The organism is Tenacibaculum sp. XPcli2-G (assembly GCF_024124505.1).
Taxonomy (GTDB): Bacteria; Bacteroidota; Bacteroidia; order Flavobacteriales; family Flavobacteriaceae; genus Polaribacter; species Polaribacter mesophilus.
Genome location: NZ_JAMXSH010000001.1, coordinates 182,610 through 205,562, shown reverse-complemented (window position 1 = coordinate 205,562; position 22,953 = coordinate 182,610). Strand labels below are relative to the sequence as shown.

The window sequence follows — 22,953 nt, the reverse complement described above, 5'->3', positions numbered from 1 at the left end:
TCCTAAAATAAATTATCATGAAAAATATATTCTATAAATTAATATTAATCGTTTTTGTTTCTTTTATTCAAAGTTGTGAATTAGAGGAATTACCTAATCAAAATGCACCGACATTGGATTCGTATACAGATGGTGCCTCCGCAGCTGATGTCGAAGCTTTGGCAGTTGGTTTAGAGGCTGTAATGAGAAGTGATTTAGATTTTCATTATGAAACGGTAAGCTATTTAGCGAGAGAGTACTACGATTTATCAACAGCAGACCCAAGATATACAGGGGAGATTTTAAAAGGGCCTTTAGATAATAATGGGTTTTTAACAACTCGTTCTTTTGCGGCTTGGTATAGAATAGTTAAAGCAGCTAATGTTTTAATTACAGCTGTAGAAAACTCAAATGCTGGATTTTCTGAGGAAGAAAAAAGCTCTTATTATGGATATGCTAAGACAATAAAGGCATACGCTCTTTTAATGGTAGCAAATAGGCAATATACAAATGGAATTAGATTAGATGTAGAAGATCCAAATAACTTAGGTTCTTTTGTAGGTTATGATGAAGCTTTAGTTGCAATAAAAAATTTATTAAATGAAGCTAAAAGCGATTTAGAAGCGTCTTCTAGTAATTTTCTATTTCTATTTAGTCCAGGGTATAATGATTTAAAACCTATGGATCCATCAGATTCAAGTAAGAGATTACCCCTCTTACCAAGCGGTTTTTTAAAGTTTAATAGAGCAATTGCTGCACGGGTTGCACTATATCAAAACAACAAGGCAGAAGTGTTAACTTTTTTAAATGAATCTTTCTTTGACTTAAATAAATCTATGTCGTTTGGTGTATCACATGTTTTTGGATTAACAGGAAATGATATTAAAAACGATTTGTTTTATGTAAAGCAAAAAGGAAATGAATTTGTTGTACATAATTCATGGATAGCTGATGGAGAGACAGGTGACCTTCGTGTGTCTAGCAAATCTTCATTGTTAGATACCTCAGGTTCTCATGATGGTCTTACAGGTACCCATCAAATCTCTGTGTATAAAAGCAATACAGATCCTGTGTATCTTATTAGAAATGAAGAATTAATTTTAATGTATGCTGAAGCTAATATAGGTACAAACAATACAGAGGCTATTACTGCTATCAATATTGTTAGAAATGCTGCAGGTTTGCTAGATTACTCTGGAGGAACTTCAGATAGCGAGTTAGTAGAAGAAGTTTTAAAACAAAGAAGATACTCTTTACTAGGGGAAGGACATCGATGGATTGATTTAAGGCGTTTAAATAGACTGAATTCGACCTATATCCCACTAGATAGATCAGGGGATAATATTATTGATGCTTTTCCAACACCATTTAGTGAAAATGCAAATTAATAATACTGCTTGTTTTTAGTTGTAATATTTGAGAATAAAAAGCACCTTTTGGAGGTGCTTTTTTTATGAGTTATATTCTTTTAAGAATAATTTATCGTTTTCAAAAATCGCATAGGTATAATACTGAATCCAATCACCAGTGTTAAGGTAAACACTATTGTCTTTAAGTTTAATTTCTAGAGGAAGATGCCTGTGTCCAAAAACAAAATAATCGTGGTGTTTAGTTTCTAGTTTGCGCTTACAATACTGTACTAACCACTCATTATCTTCACCTAAAAATTTAGCATCTTCATCACCAGAAATCAGTTTGTTTTTTACGGACATATATTGTCCTAATCGCACACCTAAATCTGGATGCAACCAACGAAACATCCATTGAAATAGCGGAAATGTAAACACTTTTTTCATGCGTTTATATCCTTTATCCCCAGGACCTAATCCATCACCATGACCAATTAAAAACAATTTATCGTTGATTTTAAATTCTTGAGGAGAATGATACACAGGAATATTTAATTCTTTTTCAAAATAATCACGCATCCATAAGTCGTGGTTCCCAACAAAAAAGTAAATCGGGATACCACTATCTTTTAGTTCAGCAAGTTTACCTAAAACGCGAACAAAGCCTTTAGGAACGACAGTTTTATATTCAAACCAAAAATCGAATAAATCACCTAAAATAAAGATAGCCTCAGCATCTTTTTTAACTTCGTTTAACCATGCAACAAATTTTTGTTCACGAGGAAAACTAGCTTCAGATGTTGGAGCTCCTAAATGTTGATCGGAAGCAAAATAGACTTTTTTATTTTCAGAAGTGTTGATTGAAATCAAATCGTAAATTTTGGTAAAAATAAGTATTTTACTTAGAGTTAGCACAAACAAATTTTGGCTACATTTGTTTAAGAACTTACATGAATCCACGTATATGAATCCGTTTGACGACATCTACTTTATGAAAAAAGCCTTACAAGAAGCGGAGATAGCTTTTGATAAAGGAGAAGTTCCTGTGGGAGCGGTCATTGTTTTTAATAACCAGATTATAGCGAGAGCACATAACTTAACGGAGTTATTAAACGATGTTACAGCACATGCCGAAATGCAAGCTTTTACTGCAGCAGCAGACTTTTTAGGCGGAAAATATTTAAAGGACTGTACCTTGTATGTTACATTAGAACCTTGCCAAATGTGTGCAGGAGCGAGTTACTGGACGCAGATAGGGAAGATAGTGTATGGAGCAAGCGAGCCTAAATTAGGATTTTCTGTGTTGCAAACTAAATTGCATCCAAAAACTAAAGTAGTTTCAGGGGTTTTAGAGGAGGAATGTGGATTTTTACTGAAGAAATTTTTTATTGAAAAACGGAACTTAAATTGACGATAATCATTCCGAACTTGTTTCGGAATTTCATTATGAGAAGTTGAAATTAAGTTTAACTAAACAATTTAAAATAATGTTTGTTGTTTTGCTCCGCTTTCGTGCTCCAATAGCCATTTTTTACGCCAAACACCGCCTGCATACCCTGTTAATGAGCCATCAGAACCTACAACTCTGTGACACGGAATAACGATCCAAATAGGGTTTTTACCGTTAGCAGAAGCTACAGCACGAATTGCTTTTACATCACCTAATTGTTTGGTTTGTTCTAAGTAGGTTCTAGTTCTTCCAAAAGGGATGTTTAATAACTCATTCCAAACCGATTGTTGAAAAGCTGTTCCCTGTGGATTCAATTGTATATCAAAACCTGTTCTTTTTCCAGCAAAATATTCATCCAGCTGCGTAACACAATTTTGTAAACAAGATGGAATTTCCTTTGAGGAATTGAATGCAGCCGAAGTATCTTCGTCCAATACTGAAATCGATTGGATTCCATTTTCATCACCTTCAATTTTGGCAATCCCGATAGGAGTTTTATAATATGTGGTTTGTAAGTTAGACACCAAAAACGTCTTTAGAGTTCTGTGTGGTAATTTCCGAAATTTCATCGAAAGTCAATCCATAGATATCTACTAACTTATCCACAACATTAGTAATATAGCTGCTTTCATTACGTTTTCCTCGGTATGGAGTAGGTGCTAAGTATGGCGAATCGGTTTCTAAGACAATGTGTTTAATGTCTATTTGGTTTAAAAACTTGTCAATTTTTCCATTTTTAAATGTCGCTACACCACCAATTCCTAATTTCATATTGTAGGAAATTGCTTTTTCAGCTTGCTCTAAAGTTCCTGTAAAACAGTGAAAAATTCCATATAAATCATCTCCTTTTTCAGTTTCTAGTACTTCAAAAATCTCATCAAAAGCATCACGACAATGGATAACAATCGGTAGTTTTTTCTCTTTTGCCCACTGAATTTGAGTACGAAAAGCTTCTTGTTGTTGTGGTAAAAATGATTTATCCCAATACAAATCGATACCAATTTCACCAATCGCATAAAAATCACGTTGGTCTAACCATTCTTTTACATGAACTAATTCTTCTTGATAGTTTTCTTTTACTGAAGTTGGATGTAACCCCATCATTAAAAACACATCTTTCGGATAGTTTTTTTCCAAGTCAAACATACGTTCAGTATAAGAACTATCAATCGCAGGAATAAAGAAACGAGAAACTCCAGCTTCTTTAGCACGTTGTATCATTTCATTTCTGTCTTCGTCAAACTGACTTGAATATAAGTGGGTATGTGTATCTGTAATCATTTATTGCCGTATCTTTACGAGACAAAAGTACAAGAAATGGCAAGTTTGAAAAAAGTATTACGAAAAAAGAAATACATTAAAATAAAACTCAAAAAAATGATTACAAATCATTTAGAGTTAGATGCGGAGATAAATGGTGTTAAAGGAAGGTTTATTTTAGATACAGGCGCTTCTAATTCGTGTGTTGGATTAGATTTAATAGAGCGTTTCAAGCTTATTTCTGAAGAAAGTGAAGTAAAAGCTGCAGGAGCAGGAGCGACGGATATGGAAACACATAAGTCAGGAAATAATTCTCTTAAAATAGGAAAGTGGAAAGCGAATGAGTGTGATTTAGTATTGTTTGACTTAACACATGTAAATACAGCTTTAAAACAACACGATGCTGATGAGGTAGACGGAATTATAGGGGCAGATATTTTAGAGGAAGGAAAAGCCTTTATTGATTATAACAAGAAGGCATTGTATTTAAAGAAGCTTAAAAAGAAAAAAGTAAGGAAATTAAAAGTTCCTTTCTAATGTTGTGGCTCTATGTATAAATTTTTATAATGTAAATAGATTCAATACTAGAATGAAAACTATAAAGATATTTTGAATATTTTTATAATAAAATACTGTGATAGCTATGAAAAGAAATAAATTGTTTTTTAACTATTTTGTTTTAGTTTGGGTAATATTTGGTTTGCTTATTTATGTGTGGGAGCTTTCTTCCCTTATCTATAATAAGCAGTATGATGAGTTTTTTACTTATCAGAGATTAAAAACAACATTTTTGCCTTTGTCAATTATTGTTTTATATATTGTTACTTTCTTAAAAAAAAAATAAAAACGAAGAATCTAATTAAAAAATAACATAAAAAAATCCGTAAGAAACATCTTACGGATTTTTTTATGTTTAATTGTTTAAATTAATTAGCTTAAAACTTCTTTTATTCTTTTAATTGCTTCACGTAATTGTAATTCAGAAGCAGCATATGATAAACGAACACATTTTGGTGCACCAAAAGCTTCACCAGTTACTGTAGCTACATTTGCTTTTTCTAATAATAGCATAGAAAAATCATTTGCATCTTTAATTTCTTTTCCTTGGATTGTTTTTCCAAAGAAATCAGAAATGTCGGGGAACACATAAAAAGCACCTTCAGGTACGTTTAATTTAAATCCATCAATTTCTCCTAATAACTGTAACACTAAATCTCTACGATTTTTAAACTCATCTACCATGTACTGTACTTTTTCTGGCGATGCTTTTACAGCTGTAATTGCAGCACGTTGTGCAATACAGTTGGTTCCTGAGGTAATTTGACCTTGCATTTTTGTACATGCCTTAGCAATCCATTCAGGAGCACCAATATAACCGATTCTCCATCCTGTCATTGCAAAAGCTTTCGCTAAACCGTTCACGGTAATGGTACGATCGTACATACTTTCAATAGCAGCAAAACTAAATGGTTTTGTTCCGTAGTTAATGTGCTCATATATTTCGTCAGATAAAATATAAATATCCGGATGCTTTTCTAATACTTTAGCCAATGCTCTGTATTCTTCCTCGCTATAAATTGTTCCACTTGGGTTGTTTGGCGAGTTAAAGAAAATCATTTTTGTTTTTGGTGAAATAGCGGCTTCTAATTGTTCTGGAGTGATTTTGAAATCGTTTTCAATAGAAGAAGGAATTTCGGTAAACTTAGCCTCACACAAAGTTGCAATTGCAGAATAACTTACCCAATATGGAGCCGGTAATAATACTTCATCACCAGGGTTTAATAACACCTGAGCTACGTTAGCAATAGATTGTTTTGCTCCTGTAGAAACAACTACTTGGTTTGGAGCATAAGTTAAGTTATTATCACGTTTAAACTTCTCGCAAATAGCTTCTTTTAACTCTACATACCCGTCAACTGGAGTGTAAGAGTTATAATCTTGATTAATAGCTTCAATTGCAGCATTTTTAATAAAATCAGGAGTGTTAAAATCTGGTTCTCCTAAACTTAAACTAATGATGTCTTTGCCTTGAGCTTTTAATTCTCTCGCTTTAGCAGCCATTGCTAAAGTTTGCGATACTGGTAAACTTTGAATTCTGTTTGATAATGCGTTTGACATTGTGTTGTTATGTTGTATGTTGATTTATGCTAATTGCGGTTTTTTTCCTAATTCAGCTAAGTGTCTAAAATGCTCTATAACTGCTTTACGTGTAGTTTTATACTCATTATAAGGAAGGTTAAATTCCTTAGCAGTTTCTTTTACAATTTGAGCTAACTTATTATAGTGAATATGAGAAATATTTGGGAAAATGTGGTGCTCTACTTGATGATTTAATCCACCTGTGTAAAAGTTGATAAACCAATTTTTAGGAGCAAAATTTGCTGTAGTATATAATTGGTGAATAGCCCAAGTGTTTTTCATATTACCATCTTCATCTGGTAAAGGGGTTTCTGTTTTAGGAACAATGTGTGCTAATTGGAAAACCACGCTTAAAATGATTCCTGCAGTATAGTGCATTACAAAAAATCCGATTAATACTTTCCACCAAGCAACATTCATTACTGCAATTGGTAATACAATCCAAAGTGAATAATAAATAACTTTCGAAACTACTAGTTTTGTCCATTCTTTAGCTGGATTTGGAAATTCTCCATACGATAACTTTCGCTTTAAGTAACTGTGCATTTGTTTAAAATCAGTAGTAATTGCCCAGTTAATCGTTAACAATCCGTATAAAAAGATTGAATAATATTTTTGGAATTTATGAATCCATAACCATTGTGTGTGTTTTGAAAAACGGATAATTCTACCAGCATCCATATCTTCATCATGATCTTGAATGTTAGTATAAGTATGGTGTAATACATTGTGTTGTACTTTCCAGTTATACACGTTACCTGCTAAAATATAAATACTGCTTCCAAAAAGCTTATTTACCCATTTTTTACTAGAAAAAGATTCGTGATTGGCATCGTGCATCACATTCATTCCTACTCCAGCCATTCCAATACCCATTACAATAGCAAGAGCTAATTTTATCCATTGCGACATATCAACAGTTAAAATTAATATGAATGGAACGATAAAAGTAGCTAACATAATGATAGCTTTTGAATATAGTTTCCAGTTACCTGTACGCTTAATGTTGTTTTCTTTAAAGTAAGTGTTAACTCTTTTATTCAGAGTTCTAAAAAACTTGGCTTTGTCTATTCTTGAGAAGTTTACTGTCTTCATTTATTGTTTGTTTGTACCGCAAAAATAAACGTTTTTGGTTCACGGTTATTGCTAAAGCTTAACTTTTTAACTAGATTAATATCTTTTGCAGAAAAATTAACAATACCAATTAGTTTTTTATTTTTGCAACGGAAAAAATCACTTCATGGAATCCTCCTATAGAGGAATTATTGAATAGACAGAGTCTGTTGTAATACCAAAAGAGAAGAAATTTTATAGTAGGTAGTATTTTGTACTGATTAATATGTCTCAATAGGTTACCTAAAAAAGTAAGTGCTTAATTTAAATACAGATTGGTTTGAAACTTGTAAAAAAATACTTTGACAATTTATCGGAAACACAATTAGAGCAATTTTCTAAGTTGCAAGAATTGTATGAAGACTGGAACTTAAAAATTAATGTAGTTTCTCGTAAAGATATTGATGAGTTGTATTTACGTCACGTATTACATTCGTTAGGAATTGCAAAGGTGATGGAGTTTAAAGCTGGAGCCAAAGTGATGGATGTAGGTACAGGAGGAGGTTTTCCAGGAATTCCGTTAGCTATTTTATTTCCTGAAACCCAATTTCATTTGGTAGATTCTATCGGAAAGAAAATTAAAGTAGTAAATGAAGTTGCTGAAGGTTTAGGTTTACAGAATGTAAAAACAACTCATGGGCGTGTTGAAGAAGTTGATGATACGTACGATTTTATTGTAAGTAGAGCGGTAGCGCAAATGGAAACATTTCACCGTTGGGTGAAAAATAAAGTGCATAAAAAACAAAATCATGCACTTAAAAACGGAATCTTATATTTAAAAGGTGGTGACCTTACGGAAGAACTTGCGAACTTTCCTAAAGCCACCATTTATGATTTACCAGACTTTTTTGAAGAAGATTTCTTCGAAACTAAAAAAGTGGTGCATTTACCTATGAAATATAAAGGTTAAGCTTTTACAGAAGAAAAAACATAGTGCATTTCAGCAGCAATTTGTAGGCTACGCTCTAAGTATTTCTCTTTTTCTAAAGGTGTACCATCATATAGTTTAGGGTCTTCATAAGTAACAGGTACTCTTTTATCAGCACCAGCAATGAATGGACAACCTTCATCGGCTTGTGAACAAGTCATGATAGCGCAAAAAGCTGAGCTTGGATTAAAGTCATTATCATACTTTTTAGAAAAACCTATAATAGGTGATGCGTTATCAGCATATTTTACCGCGTATATGGGATTTGTTCCATCAGATAATTGTTGAATTTGAAATCCGTTATCAACCAAAGTGCTTGCTACTATTTCGTTCATCTCTGTAGCTTCTGTACCGCCAGAGTATGCGTTTACATTTGGTATTTGATAATAAAAAGTCATCGTTTGTGCCCATACTTGCGACAAATGACTTCTTCTTGAATTATGAGTACAAATAAAATTCAGGTTTATAAGTCCTTTATTATCCAGTTTTTCTTGAATGTAACTTATAAGCGGTTGTAAAACTTGTTTTCGCTCTTCCGAAACAGTTGGTAAACTTGAAAGAGTTTGTTGTATTTCAGTAAATAGTGTTGAGGTTTGTGTTTTCATATTAGCAGCATCCAGAGTTAGGTTCACAAGTAGTTTGTTTTTGTAAGTCAGATAGCTTTACTCTTGGTTTTTCTTGTGGAATTCCGCAGTTATCTTTCGCCAAACAATCTGTTTGTTTTGTTGTTAGTAAAAAGTAGGTTCCGTCAAAATCTAGTCCGTATTTACCAATCGTACTTCCTTGATATTCCACTTCAATTTCTAAGTTAGGTGAAATGTTTAATGTCTTTTCAGATAATTCTATAATAGATATTAGTTTCTCAGGGTGTAATCGATGATCATAATCATTAGCGTTCCAAAGCTGAAAGTTAACCACTTCTTCATTTCTTACCACTCCACCACAATCGATAAAGTTTTTAGTAACTCTACCAACTTCCGTCACATGAAAATGGTTAGGGACCAAACTACCATCAGGAAGTTGAAAAGCAATAGTTTTTAAGTTTTCTAGATGTTTTTTTATTTCAGATAAATTCATTTTAATATATTTTTATATTGCAATATTACGATTAATGAGTTTAAATTTTTTTAGCAGCACGACATGTCTTTTATGTCAAGATTTAAAAATGAAGATAATAAAGTTTTTGTTTCTTGCCATTTAGCTGGATTTATGCAATAACAAACACTTGTGCCTTCAATAGTTCCTTTAATAATTCCTATTTTTTTTAATTCTTTTAAATGTTGCGAAATAGTAGGTTGCGCTAAACCTATTTCATTTACTAAATCACCACAAACACAAGAATTTAGTTTGAATAAATGTTGTAAAATGGCAATACGAGCAGGGTGTCCTAATACTTTCGCAATAGAGGCCAATTGGTTTTGCTCTTCAGAAAAAATTTCAGATTTAGTTAATCCCATTTATTAAATATTTAATTGCAATATTACGATTAAGTAATGGTTTTTACAAAACTTTAAAAGTTAAAATTTTTATAAAAAGTTTAATACCAGCGTTTTTTCTTCTTTTTAGAAGCTTCTGATTTTCTTCCTTTTTTATGTTTGCTAATGGTATTGGGTTGTTTTTTCTTCTTTGGTTTAGCTAGAGGGAATGGATGGTCTTCTATAATTTTTATAGTTCTATCCATAAACTTTTGAATAGCTTTAATGTACGAAGTTTCATCGGCACTACATAGCGAAAAGGCGATTCCAGATTTACCTGCTCTACCAGTTCTACCAATTCGGTGTACGTAGGTTTCAGGAATGTTAGGTAAGTCAACATTAATAACCGCATCTACTTTACTAACGTCAATTCCACGAGCAGCAACATCGGTAGCAATTAAAATGTTGGCTTTGTTGTTTTTGAAATCCTCAATAGCTTGGTTTCGTAAGTTTTGTGACTTATCACCATGTACACTGGTAGCTTTGTATCCGTTTTTTTGAAGAGTTTTCTCCAATTTGTCAACCCCAAATTTGGTACGACGAAATATAATAATACGACCTTTTATGGTATTGCGTAATAAGTGCAAACACAAATCGACCTTATGCTTTTTAGGGGTGTAGTATAGTAACTGACCAATATTTTTTGAAGTGGTTTCTGCAGGTGAAATGTCTATCTTCTCTGGCTTGTATAACATTGATTGAGCCAAGTCATTTACTTTGTCAGGCATTGTTGCAGAAAATAGTAAGGTTTGTTTTTTACGTGGACATAATTCTTCAATCTTTCTTACATCGTCAATAAAGCCCATATCTAACATTAAATCAGCTTCGTCTAAAACAAAAGTCGTTAACTGACGTACATCAATACTACCTTGTTTGTGTAAGTCGATAAAACGACCTGGTGTAGCGATTAAAATATCTACCCCTTTTTCTAACACATCTTTTTGAGGTTGTGTAGACATACCACCGTATATAACAGTACTTCTTAAGTTGGTGTACTTACTATATGCTTTAAAATTTTCTTCAATTTGAATAGCTAGTTCTCGAGTAGGACCTACAATTAAAGCTTTGATTTTTTTTGCTCTTTTTTCAACATCATCTTCCTTAGAAAGCTCTTGAATAATAGGTAACGCAAAAGCAGCAGTTTTACCAGTACCTGTTTGTGCAGCTACAATCACATCTTTTTTATTGAGTACTAACGGAATTACTTTTTGTTGTACTAAAGTTGGTTTGTGATGCCTTTCTTCCGTAAGCGCTTTTAAGATAGATTTATTGAGTTGTAAGTCTGTAAACTGCATTCAAATATTTTTTTGCAAAGGTAGGCTAAAACAGAGAATGAAAAATTTATTTTATACTGTTGTGTGTTTTGGTAAGTTTTGTCAACGGATTAGTTAAACTTAGATTGATTATTATAAATTGGTAAACAGAAAATCATTTGATGTTTCTGTCAAATGGTTGTACTTAAATATGAAAATTGAGTTGAGTTAATATTAATGAAATAAGGGATAAGGTTGGATAATTTAAAGCGCTGAGTGTAGTTATTTTTGTTCAATCTTTTCCCCTAATCCACAGGAAAAACTAAATTTAGATTTTTCCTCATTTATTATTTTTTCAACTTTTTTAGTTATATATTTTTTTTGAATATGGTTTTCATGAAATTTATCAATATTTATTTCTTCATACAAAGTTAATTGAACTGAGTTGTTGAAAAGGTGATATCCAGTCATTCCATAAATTAATTCAAATTTATCTTTTTTGTTTTTCAGTTTTAAATTTAAAAAACCATTATATTCCAAGAACTCTTTTAAAAATGAATAATAATATTCTTCTGATAAATTTTCTCCAGATTTATGAAGTCTATTTATTATGTTTTGAAAAAAATAAATATGATATAGGTATAAGATTCTTTTAAGAGGAAAGTAATTTTTTTCATTTTTTATTTCCGTTATTAAAAAAACTTCCTCAAACGAACAGTTCAATAAACACTGTTTAAACTTATCCGTAAAAAGATATTCGCTTAATTTATTTTTATCTATTAATGATAAAGAATTTATATGGTCATTTATAATTAAATTATTATAGTTCAAGTTAGAGTTATACTCAAGACTTTTTCTTGATTTTTTTGATACACAATTTATTAAGTGGTCGATATAGGTGTTTAAACATGGTATTTCTCTTACAATAGCTTCAGTCTCTAAAATATAATTACCTTTTTTATCAAGAATTTTTATTGAGTCAAGAATAATTTCTTTTTTATCAGTTTTGTGGCGAAACTTTTTACTATCTAAAAGTTCTTCTGTATAAGTGTCTATTTTCTCTAACCTAGCTGAGGATTCATTTTCAAATAGTTCCGTAATTTCTACACCAAATTTATATTCTAAACTTGTATTTATCCAGAAATCAGGTTTGTCTTTGTGCTCATAATTAAAAAATAAATCTGTATCATAAACTTGCTTAAAAATTCTTTCTTCTGTTTTATGTTTTGAACCCATTATATATAGTTTTAGGAATTATAAGTCTGTTTTAATGAATCATGTTAGTTATGTTTATTTAGCTAAAAAATAGACTGTTCAGAGAGTGTGGTAAACTCTTCTAAAAAGCGCATTCCTCTGTAAGAATTTCCTTTTTTGTTCAATTTAGGGCTCCATACAGCAATGGCATACTGGTTAGGGTGTATGGCAATAATACCACCGCCAACTCCGCTTTTACCTGCGAGTCCAACTTTAAAAGCAAACTCACCAGATTCGTCATAAAACCCACAAGTTTGCATTAGTGCATTAATTCTTTTCGATTGACTTTTGGTCAATATTTGTTCTTCCTGTCTGGTTTGTCCGTTATTGGCTAAGAAGAAAAACAATTCAGAAAGTTGTTCGCAAGTCAATTCCAACGAACATAAATCGAAATAGAAATCAAGCACCACTTCAGGGTCGTTGTATATATTTCCGTAAGACTTAATAAAATTGCACAAAGCCACATTTCTGTAGCCTACCGATTTTTCTGAAGCCGCAATTTTTGCAGAGTAGTCAATGTCTTTATTTTTAGAAAGACTTTTAATGAAATTCAATAAATCTTCTTTCGGATTTACTAAGCTGCTAATTAAAATATCGGCAATTACAATAGCACCTGCGTTGATAAACGGATTTCTAGGAATACCATTGTCAGTTTCTAATTGAACAAGTGAATTGAAACTGTTACCAGAGGGTTCTACACCCAATCTGTCCCAAATAGATTCACCAAGATGTTTATAAGCCAAACAAAGTGATAATACTTTAGCAATACTTTGAATAGAGAATTTTTCTTGAAAGTTTCCTAAACCAAAATTGGTGTTAGTAACTGTTGAAATATATACGCCAAATTTATCAGCATCAATGGTAGCTAATTCAGGAATATAGGTAGCTAGCTCCCCAATATTTTCAATAGGAGCTATTTTTTGATATACAGCTTCAAGTATTTCTTTATAATTCATTGTTTATAAACGCTAATATGTGTTAAACGAAATTAGTTGAATTCTGTTTGAAAACAAATAAAAAAGCAACCTCATTGAGGTTGCTTTTAACTTATAGTAAATTTCCGTAATCGGAATATTTTATCCTAAGAAAGGGTAACGATAATCAGTTGGAGAAACAAATGTTTCTTTGATTAAACGAGGAGATACCCAACGTAATAAGTTTTGAGCAGATCCTGCTTTATCGTTCGTTCCTGAAGCTCTTGCTCCACCAAATGGTTGTTGCCCTACAACAGCTCCTGTTGGCTTATCGTTTACATAGAAGTTACCAGCACAGTTTTCTAATGCTTTCGTAGCTTCAGCAACAGCATAACGATCTGTTGAGAATACAGCACCTGTTAAAGCGTACTCAGAAGTTCCGTCAACTAATTTTAACGTATCAGCCCAATCTGCATCTTCATACACATAAATAGTTACTACAGGACCAAATAACTCAGTTTCCATAGTCGTATATTTAGGGTTGGTTGTTAAGATAACCGTTGGCTCAATAAAATATCCTTTTGATTTATCATAGTTACCACCAGCAATAATTTCAGCATCAGCATCGGCTTTAGCTTGGTCGATATATTTTGCTAACTTATCAAAAGAACCTTCGTGAATTACTGCAGTAATAAAGTTACTCATGTCTTCTGGAGAACCCATTTTAAAAGAAGCGATGTCTTCTTTTACATAGTTTAAGGTTTCTTCAGCTAACGATTTTGGTAAGTATACTCTTGAAGCCGCAGAACATTTTTGACCTTGGAATTCAAAAGCACCACGAGAAATACCTGTAGCTACTTGTTTTGGGTTAGCAGAAGGGTGTGCAATGATAAAATCTTTACCACCAGTTTCTCCTACAATTCTTGGGTAGGTTTTATATGTGTGAATGTTTTCACCAATCTTTTTCCATAATTCCTTAAATACATAAGTAGAACCTGTAAAGTGGATTCCAGCGAAATCAGGAGAAGATAAAACTACATCAGTAATTTCAACAGGATCACCATAAATTACGTTGATAACACCGTCTGGTACACCAGCTTCTTTAAATACATCTACAATTACTTTTGCAGAGAAAATTTGGCTATCAGATGGTTTCCATACTACAACATTCCCCATCATTGCAGCTGATGCAGGCAAGTTTGCAGCAATTGCAGTAAAGTTAAATGGAGTAATTGCATATACAAACCCTTCTAACGGACGGTATTCAACACGGTTCCAAATTCCGTCGTCAGAGTTTGGTTGTTCGTTGTAAATTTCAGACATATATTCTACGTTAAAACGTAAAAAGTCAATTAATTCACAAGCAGCATCAATCTCAGCTTGGTGAACAGTTTTAGATTGTGCAATCATAGTTGCAGCGTTAATCTTTGCACGATAAGGACCAGCAATTAACTCAGCAGCACGTAAAAAGATAGCAGCTCTTTGTTCCCATGGCATTTGCGCCCATTCCGTACGAGCTTCTAAAGCATTAGCAATTGCTTTTTCTGCATGTGTTTTGTCTCCAATATGATATTGTCCTACCACATGTTGGTGGTCGTGTGGAGGTGTCATATTACGAGTATTTCCTGTTCTAACCTCTTCGTTACCGATGTACATTGGTACATCTACAGATCCGTTAAAATATTCTTTGTATTGTTTTGAAACGGCTTCGCGCTCTGAAGATCCTGGAGCATATCCTTTTACCGGTTCGTTAATGGCAGTTGGTACGTGAAAAAATCCTTTTCCCATTTGTATGTTGTTTGTTGAATTAAATTTCTTTCTTTGTTATTGAAAAGTCTATCTCAGACTTTCCTAAATGACAAAGTTACGGTTATTTTAGGAATATTTAAATGGACATAAGGCTGGAATTATATAAAAGTAAAACAATATGTGTACGGTAACTTATTTACCTTTAGGGAATAATAATTTTATATTAACATCAAATAGAGATGAAGACCCGAAACGAAAAACGATTGCACCAAAAACGTATGTTGAAGAAGGAGTGAAGTTAACATACCCTAAAGATGAATTAGCTGGAGGTACATGGATAGGGTTAAGTGAAAAAAATAGATTGATTTGTTTGCTAAATGGAGGGTTTACAAAACACCAAAGAGCAGAATCGTACCGAATGAGTAGGGGAGTGATTGTAAAGCAGTTATTAAAAGTTGATGATCCTGTTGAAATTATCAATCACTTTGACTTTGAAGGAATTGAGCCTTTTACCATTGTGTTAGTTGATTGGAATAATGGGTTGCAAGCGTATGAATTGGTTTGGGATGGAGTTAAAAAACATTTTCAAGAGCTAGGTAAAACTCCTAAAATATGGTCATCATCTACACTATATACTGATGAAATGAAACAGCTAAGAAAAGAGTGGTTTGCAGATTGGTTATCCAACAACAAAGAGTTTCATCAATCAGGTATAATTAATTTTCATCAAGATGAAACTAGAGGTAATAAAGAAGTGTCATTAAAGATGAAGCGTCAAAGTGTAGAAACTGTTAGTGTAACTTCAGTAATAAAAAAAGAAAAGCAACTTACCATGAGCTACTACGACCTGCATTCAAATATTAACAAAATAGGAGTCGAAATCATTAGTTTGTAATAAAAGCGATTTAATATCTTTGCAAAAAAAGTTTTTATGAATAAAAAAATATTATTGCTATTTTCTACAATTTCTATCCTTTTATTTACTAGCTGTTTTGAGTTTGTTGAAGAAGTGAGTTTTAATAAAGATGGCTCAGGAAGTGCTGTACTTACCATTAACTTAAGTAAAAGTAAAACAAAGCTAGCTTCTATAATGCTACTTGACAGTATTAATGGCTATAAAGTACCTTCAAAAGTAACTATAAGAAAAAAAGTACAAGAAATAGTTTCTAAAATTAAAGGAACAAAAGGAGTTCATAACGTAAAAAACACGTTAGATTTTAATGAGTTTATTATTACAGTTTCGTGTGATTTTGATAATGTAGAAGCTTTAAATGAAGTAATAGCTAATTTTAGCTCAAAGAAACATATAGAAGCTATTAAAAAGAATAAACATTTTACCTTTAATGAAAAAAGTAAAACATTTACACGCAGTCATCATTTTGATCTAGGAAAAGAGTTTAGAAAAACAAAAAATCAAGACCGTAAAGTATTTGAAACTGCAACTTACACCAGTGTGTATAGGTTTGAAACACCTATAAAATATACAGAAAACAACAAAGCAAGAATATCAAAAAGTAAAAAAGCTATTATGTTGCATTTACAGGCACAAGACATCATAGCAAACAAACAAACAATCAAAAATAAAATACAATTAGAGAATTAAATTTAGGATGAAAAAAATTATTGCTACACTACTGTTTTTAAATATACTTACAGTTATACAGGCTCAACGACTAGAGTCTAAGATACCTAACAACATAGATGTGTTAGTTTCTGCAAACGCAGAAAATTTATTTAAATTGATAGAAGTATCAGATATTGACAAAAATGCTATTGGAAAAGAAATTTTAAAGGATTTAAATAGAGATAATAATATTTACAGAGTAGAATCTGTAGTTGAGTCAGAGTCAGATGAAAAGAAAGAAGACTCAAAAGATATAGAAGAGAGAAAAAAAGTTTCTTCAGTAGCTAATGCAGGGATAGATATTAAGTCAAATGCCTATTATTTCTTTAGTAAAACAGATAGTATTTCATACCATAACTTTTATGTGGAGTTGAAAGATAGAGAGCTCTTTGAGTCTATGTTAAGTAAACGAAATAAGAAGAAAATAAGGAGAATGGAGGGTTATAATATTATTGAAGGACGAAGTGATATTAGAATATGGAACGATGATTACCTTTTATTGGTAAACGGTGATGCGTCAAGAGGATATTTCTCAACTCATAAAGAACGTCTAGATAAGCTTAAAGAAGAAGGAGAGTTTGGTTACAACTTCAGAAAAAGAATAGGTAAAGATTGGACAAAAAAATATGTGCTAGACCTATTTAATAAGAATGTTATAATGTCTATTGCTACTAATAAAAAGTTTCAAAAGAGTAAAAAGAAAAATGCATCGGCAACACTTTGGATTCGTAACTATGGAATGTTAATGACAGACTTATTTAAGTCTTTTGGAGGTTATCTATATCCTATGTATGCTGAAGGAGGAAATCAAAATATTTATGGAGTTGAAGAAGTAACTGCTAATTTGTTTTTTGATAAAAGTGATGCAAGAATTTTATTAGATATGTCGGTTAGTTCTGATATGAAGAAATCTTTTAAGAAGATTTATAATAAAAAAATGAGTAGCAATTTAGTTAATAGCTTTGATCATGATAAAGCATTAGCTTTTTGGAGTATTTCTATAGATACTGAAGAAACATTAAAGGAATATCCAGAATTATTACATAAGATGTACGGAGGTATTTTACCTAAATTTCAAGAAGAAATGGAACTTGTAGGTGATTTATTTTCTTTAGTTATAGATGAAAAAGCAGTAGGTAGATTAGTTACTGGAGATGCTCTTTTAGTATTGAACGATTTTTCTAAACAAGAAGTAGAGTACACTACTTACGAATATGATAAAGATTATAAGCGTAAAGAAGTAACAAAAACAAAAGAAGAGTTCATTCCTGATTTTACGTTGATGATTGGTTCAGAAGAAGAAGATTTATTGAATAAGTTTTTCAAATTAGGGGAAAAGCATAAAGCAGTTGAGATTGAAAATAACGTAGTAAAGTTTAAAACTAAAAAGTCTGATATACCATTTGATTTATATTCAGTAGTTAAAAATGATGTATTGTACTTAACTACATCAAAAACGAATGCGTTAAGTATTGCTAGTGGTAATAATAATTTTAACACAAAAAAACATAGTAAGTTGGTTAGAGACAACTCAACAGTGCTTTTTGTAGATGTAAATGCGGTTTTAAATAAAATTCCTAATAAATGGATGAGTAAATCGGAAAAAGAGGCAATGCGCTTTTCAACAGATAACTTAAATGATGGAGTATTTAGAGTGTCTAGAATGAAAGGAAACACAATTTCTTCTGAATTAAAAATATCTACACAAGGAACAGAAGAGAACACGTTAAAATTATTGTTAGAATTTATCAATACAGTAGCGAAATAAGCTAAATGATAAAAAGAATAGCATATATACTTGTAACAGTATGCTGTATTATAGTTACGGTTGGATTTTTTAGATATAATCCAACCGTAATTTATGAAAAAAAAGTACCAACTTCAGCTGAAACTATAGTTTACCTCAATCTTAGAGAAATAGAGTATAGTATACTTAGTAGTTTTTTAAAACATCCACTTTCTCAGTTAGACTTCAAGAAATCTACAAGCAAAAAAGCAAAAAATAAAACAACATGGTTAGATGAGGTAGAAGTGCCTCCTAGTTTGTTTTTTTATACTAATGAACAAGAGTTTAAAAACTTTTTTATTAGTAGCCCAATAGTTGTAAAACAAAATTTTGAAGAAGCTTTAAAAGAAGAAGGATTTGCAGTCAAAAATATAAATAAGACAACTGTTTATAGTAAAGGGGTAATAAGTTGTGTAGTGAAAGGTAATTCTTTGCAAGTACTATTAAAAAAATATAAAGGAGCACAAATACTCCCTCAGTTATTATCTAAACTAAGTCATGAAAACTATTTTTCTGAAAACGACTTAATCTTAAGGCGGATAAAGGATAGTAAACAGCCAATAGTTATAAGTACTTTGCAAGGAGACTTTTTTGAATTTTCTGCAGATGGAGGTGGTTTAAAGATTCAAGGAGAGTTAAGTGAAGAGAATAACTTGTTTAAGCCATTTAAAGCGTCTTCAGTGGGTAGTTCGATAGTAACTGTGTCAGGGAAATTAAACACCGAAGTATTAACAAGTAGATTAGGTGTAGATTTTAAGAAAAAGTTTAAAAAGCTAACAACATTGTCATTAGATTCTGTTACTAATAAATGGGATGGAGTGATAGATTTTAATCTTAGTTCTTTCGTAGAAAAATTAGATACGATTGTAACTTATGAGTACGATGATGATTTTAATAAGGTTGAAAAGAAGGAAATTCAAAAAATAATAACACCCAAAGTGATTTTAGAAGTTGATGGAGATGATTTGTGCAGGTATTTAGAAGAAAAAAGAGCAATTCAAAAACTAGATAATGAAGACATTCTAACATTAATGCCTTTTTTTACTACCTATAGCTTTTGCGAAGAAGAAGGTTTAAGATTTGTGTCAATAAAAGGAGATAAGCCAATTAAAGAGGTTAATAAAAAGAATAAATTTTACTTCTTATTTAACGTGGCTGATTATCAGAATAGGGATAGAGGTATTTATTCTATTAAAAATAAATATTTAAGTAAAGTGAAAACAATGCAGTTATTAGTAGCTAATAACAACGAGTTAAAGGCGACTGTAGAGTTAAAAAACACTTCAAAAAACTTTTTTTTACAAGCCTTGAATTAATACAGGGCAAATGCAGCAAAAGATATAGCGGCTGATCCAAGCATGGCTAGAATAAAAAACATCGTATTTGCAAGCATATATTTAGTAAATGTTTTAAAATATCCTTGATTGTAAAACCTTTTCATGGCAATGTATAGGTAAACCATAAAAAGTAATAAGAAAATAGAAAGAAAGTTATTAGAGTGTTTAAAAAAGTCTATAATATAAAAAATTGAAAAAAGAAGAAATAGCACAGTTTGTACATGAAATACAAAAACTAGATGCTCTACGTAAGTATATTTTTTTCTAATATAAATAAATTTTAAAAATAAAGTAAATAAAGGCAGTAGAACAAAAAGTGCTATAGAAGCATATGATAGTACCTGACGGAAAAACTTCTTTGCTTCATCTCTATCTAAAAAAATTGAATTAAAAACTTTAGCGCGAGAATACCAAAAACGATTGCTAAAATTTTTGGTAACTTGTAAACTGTCCAAAGCAGCATCAATAGAGGTTTTTGGATGCGTCTTTTGAAATTTCATAAACTCTATAATATCAAAAGAATTACTAAGATTTGATTTAACTGTTTTTGGTTTTATATTATACGAAACTTTAGTAGAATCAGTTTCAGTTTGTTTAGTGTCAATAGAGTCTTGTTCTTCAAGTTGTTTAAAAACGATACTTTGGATAGAGTCCAAATCTACTTGAATATCCTCTGAGTCATCATTATTTATTTTGATATTAGATGAACGTCCAATCCTTAATTCTTCAAACTTTTTGTAACTGTCTGTTAAGCTTATGATTAAGAAAAAAATAATAGATGTAGCTAAATAGAACCGAAAAGGATTTGTGTATTTAATTCTTTTTCCTTCTATATAGTCTTTTGAAACTTTTCCAGGGCTTATTAGTAAAGGGATTAGTGTTCGCCAAAACTTAGTATCTAAAGAGAAAAAACCAGCAAAAAGTTCACGAAGAAAAACACTTAGTGTAATTTTCTTACCTCTATTCTTTTGTCCACATTCAGGACAAAACTTTTCGTTATTAGTAAAAGGACATCCGCAATTTAAACAGTTAGCATCTTTAATAACCGGAACTTTATTTTTCTTAATCATTAATTTAAAATAGAAGAGGTGGTTAATTGAAAAGTAGGAATAATTACAAGAAATTCCTCAAAAGTTTCTATGTTAATCATCTTATAATTGCCGCCCATAGCACCTGTAGTAGATAGTAAAAAGCAATTTGATCTGTAATTATAAATATCGTTAGGTCTTAAGATTGGAGTTTCACCAACGACACCTTCACCTTCTACATATTCAGTATTGTTAAGAGCATCAAAAATAACCCAAAAACGTTCCAATAGCTTTACAGTTTCTTTCGAACTATTTTCTATGGAAACATAATAACTAAAAGCGTAGTATTGCCGATGCTCTCTGTAAACTGAGCCTCTAAAAGACGTTTTTACAGAAACCTTAATACCTTTTGTAATTTGCTGAAACATATGATAAAGATAGTTCTTTTTCAGTTTTTAGTCAACGTTTACATAAATACCTTACCTATTTTGGTTAAAAAAACCGTAACCAACACCAATTACTCTATCGTAAATTTCACCAAAAGGTCTGTAATAAACAATTACGGTATATTCATTCTCAGTTTGATAAAAAGAACCGTTAACCTCGTGTAAGTCAATGTTTTTTTTCTTGTTTAAAGTAGCGTAGCTATAGTTGTAGAAGCCTTGTTTAAAAGGTAAAATTGCCTTGTAAATTTTCTGAGAAGGGTCATAGGTCATTTTATTTTCTTCAGACAATTCGTAGTTGTTAAAAGCTCCATAAACATAAACTTCCTTGTTTTCGTAAGGCTCAAAAGCATCTAAAGAAAAATGAACTAAAGAATAATCAGCCTCAGTGTTATCTCTGTTGTCAACAACATCACGTTCAGTGGTTCTTATAACAAACTGTCCGTTAATATCAGGGTTGTAGGTATATGTTTTATCAGCCCTAGGCTCGTCTGTGTAGAGGTAGCTGTGGTATACGTTTTTGCGTTCTACTTTAGCAACATTTAAACTAGAGTTTCGTATCAGTTTAGTGTCAAAATTTAAAAACTCATTCCCACCCCAGAAATTAGTTTTTACAGTGTGATTATATAAAAGTTGTTGAGGTTTTATAAAAATAGGTTGAAGATTAGTAATAGCTGTATTCCAATTATGGTTTTGAAACAATGTAACATTAATTTCTTGAGAAGGATTATTGATTTGTAAACCTGAGTGATTAACTGAAAATTGAACGGTTTGTTGTTGGTTGGTTGTTGTTGTATTTCTGCTTCTAAAAGCAGCAACACCAACGGTGGTAATATCTTCGTAAAAGACACAGCGTCTTGTAAAAACAACTTTATAATCCTCATCTAAAACAGAAATTAAATAATTACCACTTTTTGTGACAACTGTGTTCTCATTAGGGATTTCTACAGAATAATGAGTATAAGGTTGGAGTGTATTAAAGGAATTGGTAAAGTTGAAGATTTCGTTTTGTTCAAAACCCTGAATGTATTGATTACTTGTTATTGAACTGGGTCTCCAATCATGAGTCATATGTTCAATTTTGTATAAATACTGTTTGCTATCAGCATCTAAATCATCAAAAGATAATTTTAAAACATCACCCAAGCGAACAATAGGGGCATAAAAGTTTGGGTTATTTTTAGGTCGTAGTTGTACTGTTTTTACATTTTGAGCTTGAATATTCAAAAATAACAATGCAAAGAATAATAAAAAATAATTTGATAATCGCATTTATAAAGCCTTAATACGTTAAAAAACGTGAAGATTCAGTTTGTAAAACTACGAATATATAAAACATTAATTTACTTACTTTTTATTTAGATTGAATAAATATTATTTGTAGTTTTACACCCTAATTTAACCAAAAAAAATAACCATACTTATAACTTAATTTAGGAAATTATGAAAAACTTTAAAGTTTTACCATTTTTATTGCTATTGCTTGCTGTGCTTTCTTGTCAAGACAATATAGAAGACGATGTGTTGCTGAAACAAAAAGAAGAAGTAGTTAAAGTGGAAGGTAAATCATCAGAGGATTGTGGTTGTGATATTTCAATTAATCCTCTGATTTCACAAGAAGTACTGCCAGCAGAAATTCAATGTTGGAATCGATACATAGGTTATCCTTTTAATCTATATACTCTCCCTGGAGATGCGGATTTCTTTACTATGAATGGTTATACTATAGATATAATTCAAGATTATGTGAATGTTACTGAGCTTCCTTGTGGATTAGCTAAGTTGGTTCAGAAGTGTTCCCCTACTGGTTCTGCGTGGATTGTTACTAAGTCGGTATGTGCCAATTAAAACTTATTACTTATTTTTAAAAAG

General features: G+C 31.4%; 24 protein-coding genes. 9 read left to right on the top strand and 15 right to left on the bottom strand.

Features of this window, described 5'->3' with window-relative positions; genetic code table 11:
- Positions 1 to 17 precede the first annotated feature (17 nt).
- Positions 18 to 1,367, top strand: coding sequence for a RagB/SusD family nutrient uptake outer membrane protein (locus tag NH341_RS00860; RefSeq protein ID WP_173359298.1), 1,350 nt, complete (start codon positions 18 to 20; stop codon positions 1,365 to 1,367).
- Positions 1,368 to 1,430: 63 nt separating this feature from the next.
- On the opposite strand, the gene NH341_RS00855 is transcribed toward NH341_RS00860, so the two are convergent.
- Positions 1,431 to 2,198 (bottom strand): UDP-2,3-diacylglucosamine diphosphatase, encoded by a 768-nt coding sequence (locus NH341_RS00855; RefSeq protein WP_173359299.1) that lies wholly within the window; start codon positions 2,196 to 2,198, stop codon positions 1,431 to 1,433.
- A 94-nt stretch (positions 2,199 to 2,292) separates the two neighbouring features.
- Here NH341_RS00855 and NH341_RS00850 point away from each other — a divergent pair, with 94 nt between their 5' ends.
- Positions 2,293 to 2,739 (top strand): nucleoside deaminase, encoded by a 447-nt coding sequence (locus tag NH341_RS00850; RefSeq protein ID WP_047788279.1) that lies wholly within the window; start codon positions 2,293 to 2,295, stop codon positions 2,737 to 2,739.
- A 68-nt stretch (positions 2,740 to 2,807) separates the two neighbouring features.
- Here NH341_RS00850 and NH341_RS00845 read toward each other — a convergent pair whose 3' ends face one another.
- Both NH341_RS00845 and NH341_RS00840 read right to left on the bottom strand, forming a co-directional pair.
- Positions 2,808 to 3,302 carry a methylated-DNA--[protein]-cysteine S-methyltransferase gene (locus tag NH341_RS00845; protein ID WP_253055461.1) on the bottom strand — a complete coding sequence of 165 codons (495 nt, stop codon included), beginning with the start codon at positions 3,300 to 3,302 and terminating at the stop codon, positions 2,808 to 2,810.
- Entirely contained in the window at positions 3,295 to 4,059 is a 765-nt protein-coding gene (locus NH341_RS00840; RefSeq protein ID WP_073182507.1) for a TatD family hydrolase, read from the bottom strand. Before NH341_RS00840 ends, NH341_RS00845 begins: the two co-directional genes overlap by 8 nt.
- A 36-nt stretch (positions 4,060 to 4,095) precedes the next feature.
- Here NH341_RS00840 and NH341_RS00835 point away from each other — a divergent pair, with 36 nt between their 5' ends.
- The gene (locus tag NH341_RS00835; protein WP_073182508.1) at positions 4,096 to 4,575 is read left to right on the top strand and encodes a retropepsin-like aspartic protease; all 480 of its coding nucleotides are present in this window, start codon (positions 4,096 to 4,098) and stop codon (positions 4,573 to 4,575) included.
- 393 nt (positions 4,576 to 4,968) lie between these two features.
- Here the strand turns inward: NH341_RS00835 and NH341_RS00830 are convergent, their stop codons facing one another.
- A complete protein-coding gene (locus tag NH341_RS00830) occupies positions 4,969 to 6,156 on the bottom strand; it encodes a pyridoxal phosphate-dependent aminotransferase (protein ID WP_253055459.1) in 1,188 nt (395 codons plus the stop codon).
- Positions 6,157 to 6,180: 24 nt separating this feature from the next.
- Positions 6,181 to 7,272, bottom strand: a complete 1,092-nt coding sequence (locus NH341_RS00825) for an acyl-CoA desaturase (RefSeq protein ID WP_125066569.1) — start codon at positions 7,270 to 7,272, stop codon at positions 6,181 to 6,183.
- Between the two features lie 298 nt (positions 7,273 to 7,570).
- On the opposite strand from NH341_RS00825, the gene rsmG reads away from it, so the two are divergent.
- Positions 7,571 to 8,200: a 16S rRNA (guanine(527)-N(7))-methyltransferase RsmG gene (gene rsmG / locus NH341_RS00820; protein ID WP_047788308.1), complete on the top strand. Its 630-nt coding sequence runs from the start codon at positions 7,571 to 7,573 to the stop codon at positions 8,198 to 8,200.
- On the opposite strand, the gene NH341_RS00815 is transcribed toward rsmG, so the two are convergent.
- The 7 genes from NH341_RS00815 to pruA form a co-directional block, all read right to left on the bottom strand.
- A complete protein-coding gene (locus tag NH341_RS00815) occupies positions 8,197 to 8,823 on the bottom strand; it encodes a low molecular weight phosphatase family protein (protein WP_253055788.1) in 627 nt (208 codons plus the stop codon). The genes rsmG and NH341_RS00815 overlap by 4 nt on opposite strands.
- A gap of 1 nt (position 8,824) precedes the next feature.
- Positions 8,825 to 9,295 carry a DUF6428 family protein gene (locus tag NH341_RS00810; protein ID WP_073182529.1) on the bottom strand — a complete coding sequence of 157 codons (471 nt, stop codon included), beginning with the start codon at positions 9,293 to 9,295 and terminating at the stop codon, positions 8,825 to 8,827.
- A 50-nt stretch (positions 9,296 to 9,345) separates the two neighbouring features.
- Positions 9,346 to 9,675: a helix-turn-helix transcriptional regulator gene (locus NH341_RS00805; RefSeq protein ID WP_047788311.1), complete on the bottom strand. Its 330-nt coding sequence runs from the start codon at positions 9,673 to 9,675 to the stop codon at positions 9,346 to 9,348.
- A gap of 80 nt (positions 9,676 to 9,755) precedes the next feature.
- The gene (locus NH341_RS00800; protein ID WP_253055457.1) at positions 9,756 to 10,988 is read right to left on the bottom strand and encodes a DEAD/DEAH box helicase; all 1,233 of its coding nucleotides are present in this window, start codon (positions 10,986 to 10,988) and stop codon (positions 9,756 to 9,758) included.
- 240 nt (positions 10,989 to 11,228) lie between these two features.
- Positions 11,229 to 12,182: a hypothetical protein gene (locus NH341_RS00795; RefSeq protein ID WP_159509048.1), complete on the bottom strand. Its 954-nt coding sequence runs from the start codon at positions 12,180 to 12,182 to the stop codon at positions 11,229 to 11,231.
- 62 nt (positions 12,183 to 12,244) lie between these two features.
- Positions 12,245 to 13,156: a glutaminase gene (locus tag NH341_RS00790; RefSeq protein WP_159509046.1), complete on the bottom strand. Its 912-nt coding sequence runs from the start codon at positions 13,154 to 13,156 to the stop codon at positions 12,245 to 12,247.
- A gap of 120 nt (positions 13,157 to 13,276) precedes the next feature.
- Positions 13,277 to 14,902, bottom strand: a complete 1,626-nt coding sequence (gene pruA, locus NH341_RS00785) for an L-glutamate gamma-semialdehyde dehydrogenase (protein ID WP_159509044.1) — start codon at positions 14,900 to 14,902, stop codon at positions 13,277 to 13,279.
- Between the two features lie 139 nt (positions 14,903 to 15,041).
- Between pruA and NH341_RS00780 the strand changes: the two genes are divergently transcribed.
- From NH341_RS00780 to NH341_RS00765, 4 genes are read left to right on the top strand one after another with little or no spacing between them, the layout of a single operon-like run.
- Positions 15,042 to 15,758, top strand: coding sequence for an NRDE family protein (locus NH341_RS00780; protein ID WP_047788316.1), 717 nt, complete (start codon positions 15,042 to 15,044; stop codon positions 15,756 to 15,758).
- A 36-nt stretch (positions 15,759 to 15,794) separates the two neighbouring features.
- Positions 15,795 to 16,466: a hypothetical protein gene (locus NH341_RS00775; RefSeq protein ID WP_253055455.1), complete on the top strand. Its 672-nt coding sequence runs from the start codon at positions 15,795 to 15,797 to the stop codon at positions 16,464 to 16,466.
- 7 nt (positions 16,467 to 16,473) lie between these two features.
- Entirely contained in the window at positions 16,474 to 18,255 is a 1,782-nt protein-coding gene (locus tag NH341_RS00770) for a hypothetical protein (RefSeq protein ID WP_239178467.1), read from the top strand.
- Positions 18,256 to 18,260: 5 nt separating this feature from the next.
- Positions 18,261 to 19,589 (top strand): hypothetical protein, encoded by a 1,329-nt coding sequence (locus tag NH341_RS00765; protein WP_253055453.1) that lies wholly within the window; start codon positions 18,261 to 18,263, stop codon positions 19,587 to 19,589.
- Here NH341_RS00765 and NH341_RS00760 read toward each other — a convergent pair.
- From NH341_RS00760 to NH341_RS00750, 3 genes are read right to left on the bottom strand one after another with little or no spacing between them, the layout of a single operon-like run.
- Positions 19,586 to 20,680 carry a DUF3667 domain-containing protein gene (locus tag NH341_RS00760; protein ID WP_073182539.1) on the bottom strand — a complete coding sequence of 365 codons (1,095 nt, stop codon included), beginning with the start codon at positions 20,678 to 20,680 and terminating at the stop codon, positions 19,586 to 19,588. The genes NH341_RS00765 and NH341_RS00760 overlap by 4 nt on opposite strands.
- Entirely contained in the window at positions 20,680 to 21,066 is a 387-nt protein-coding gene (gene apaG, locus NH341_RS00755) for a Co2+/Mg2+ efflux protein ApaG (RefSeq protein WP_253055451.1), read from the bottom strand. Before apaG ends, NH341_RS00760 begins: the two co-directional genes overlap by 1 nt.
- A 51-nt stretch (positions 21,067 to 21,117) precedes the next feature.
- On the bottom strand, positions 21,118 to 22,353 hold the full coding sequence (locus NH341_RS00750) for a DUF5103 domain-containing protein (protein ID WP_167712474.1): 1,236 nt from the start codon (positions 22,351 to 22,353) through the stop codon (positions 21,118 to 21,120).
- Positions 22,354 to 22,569: 216 nt separating this feature from the next.
- On the opposite strand from NH341_RS00750, the gene NH341_RS00745 reads away from it, so the two are divergent.
- The gene (locus tag NH341_RS00745; RefSeq protein WP_152376941.1) at positions 22,570 to 22,929 is read left to right on the top strand and encodes a hypothetical protein; all 360 of its coding nucleotides are present in this window, start codon (positions 22,570 to 22,572) and stop codon (positions 22,927 to 22,929) included.
- Positions 22,930 to 22,953 lie beyond the last annotated feature (24 nt).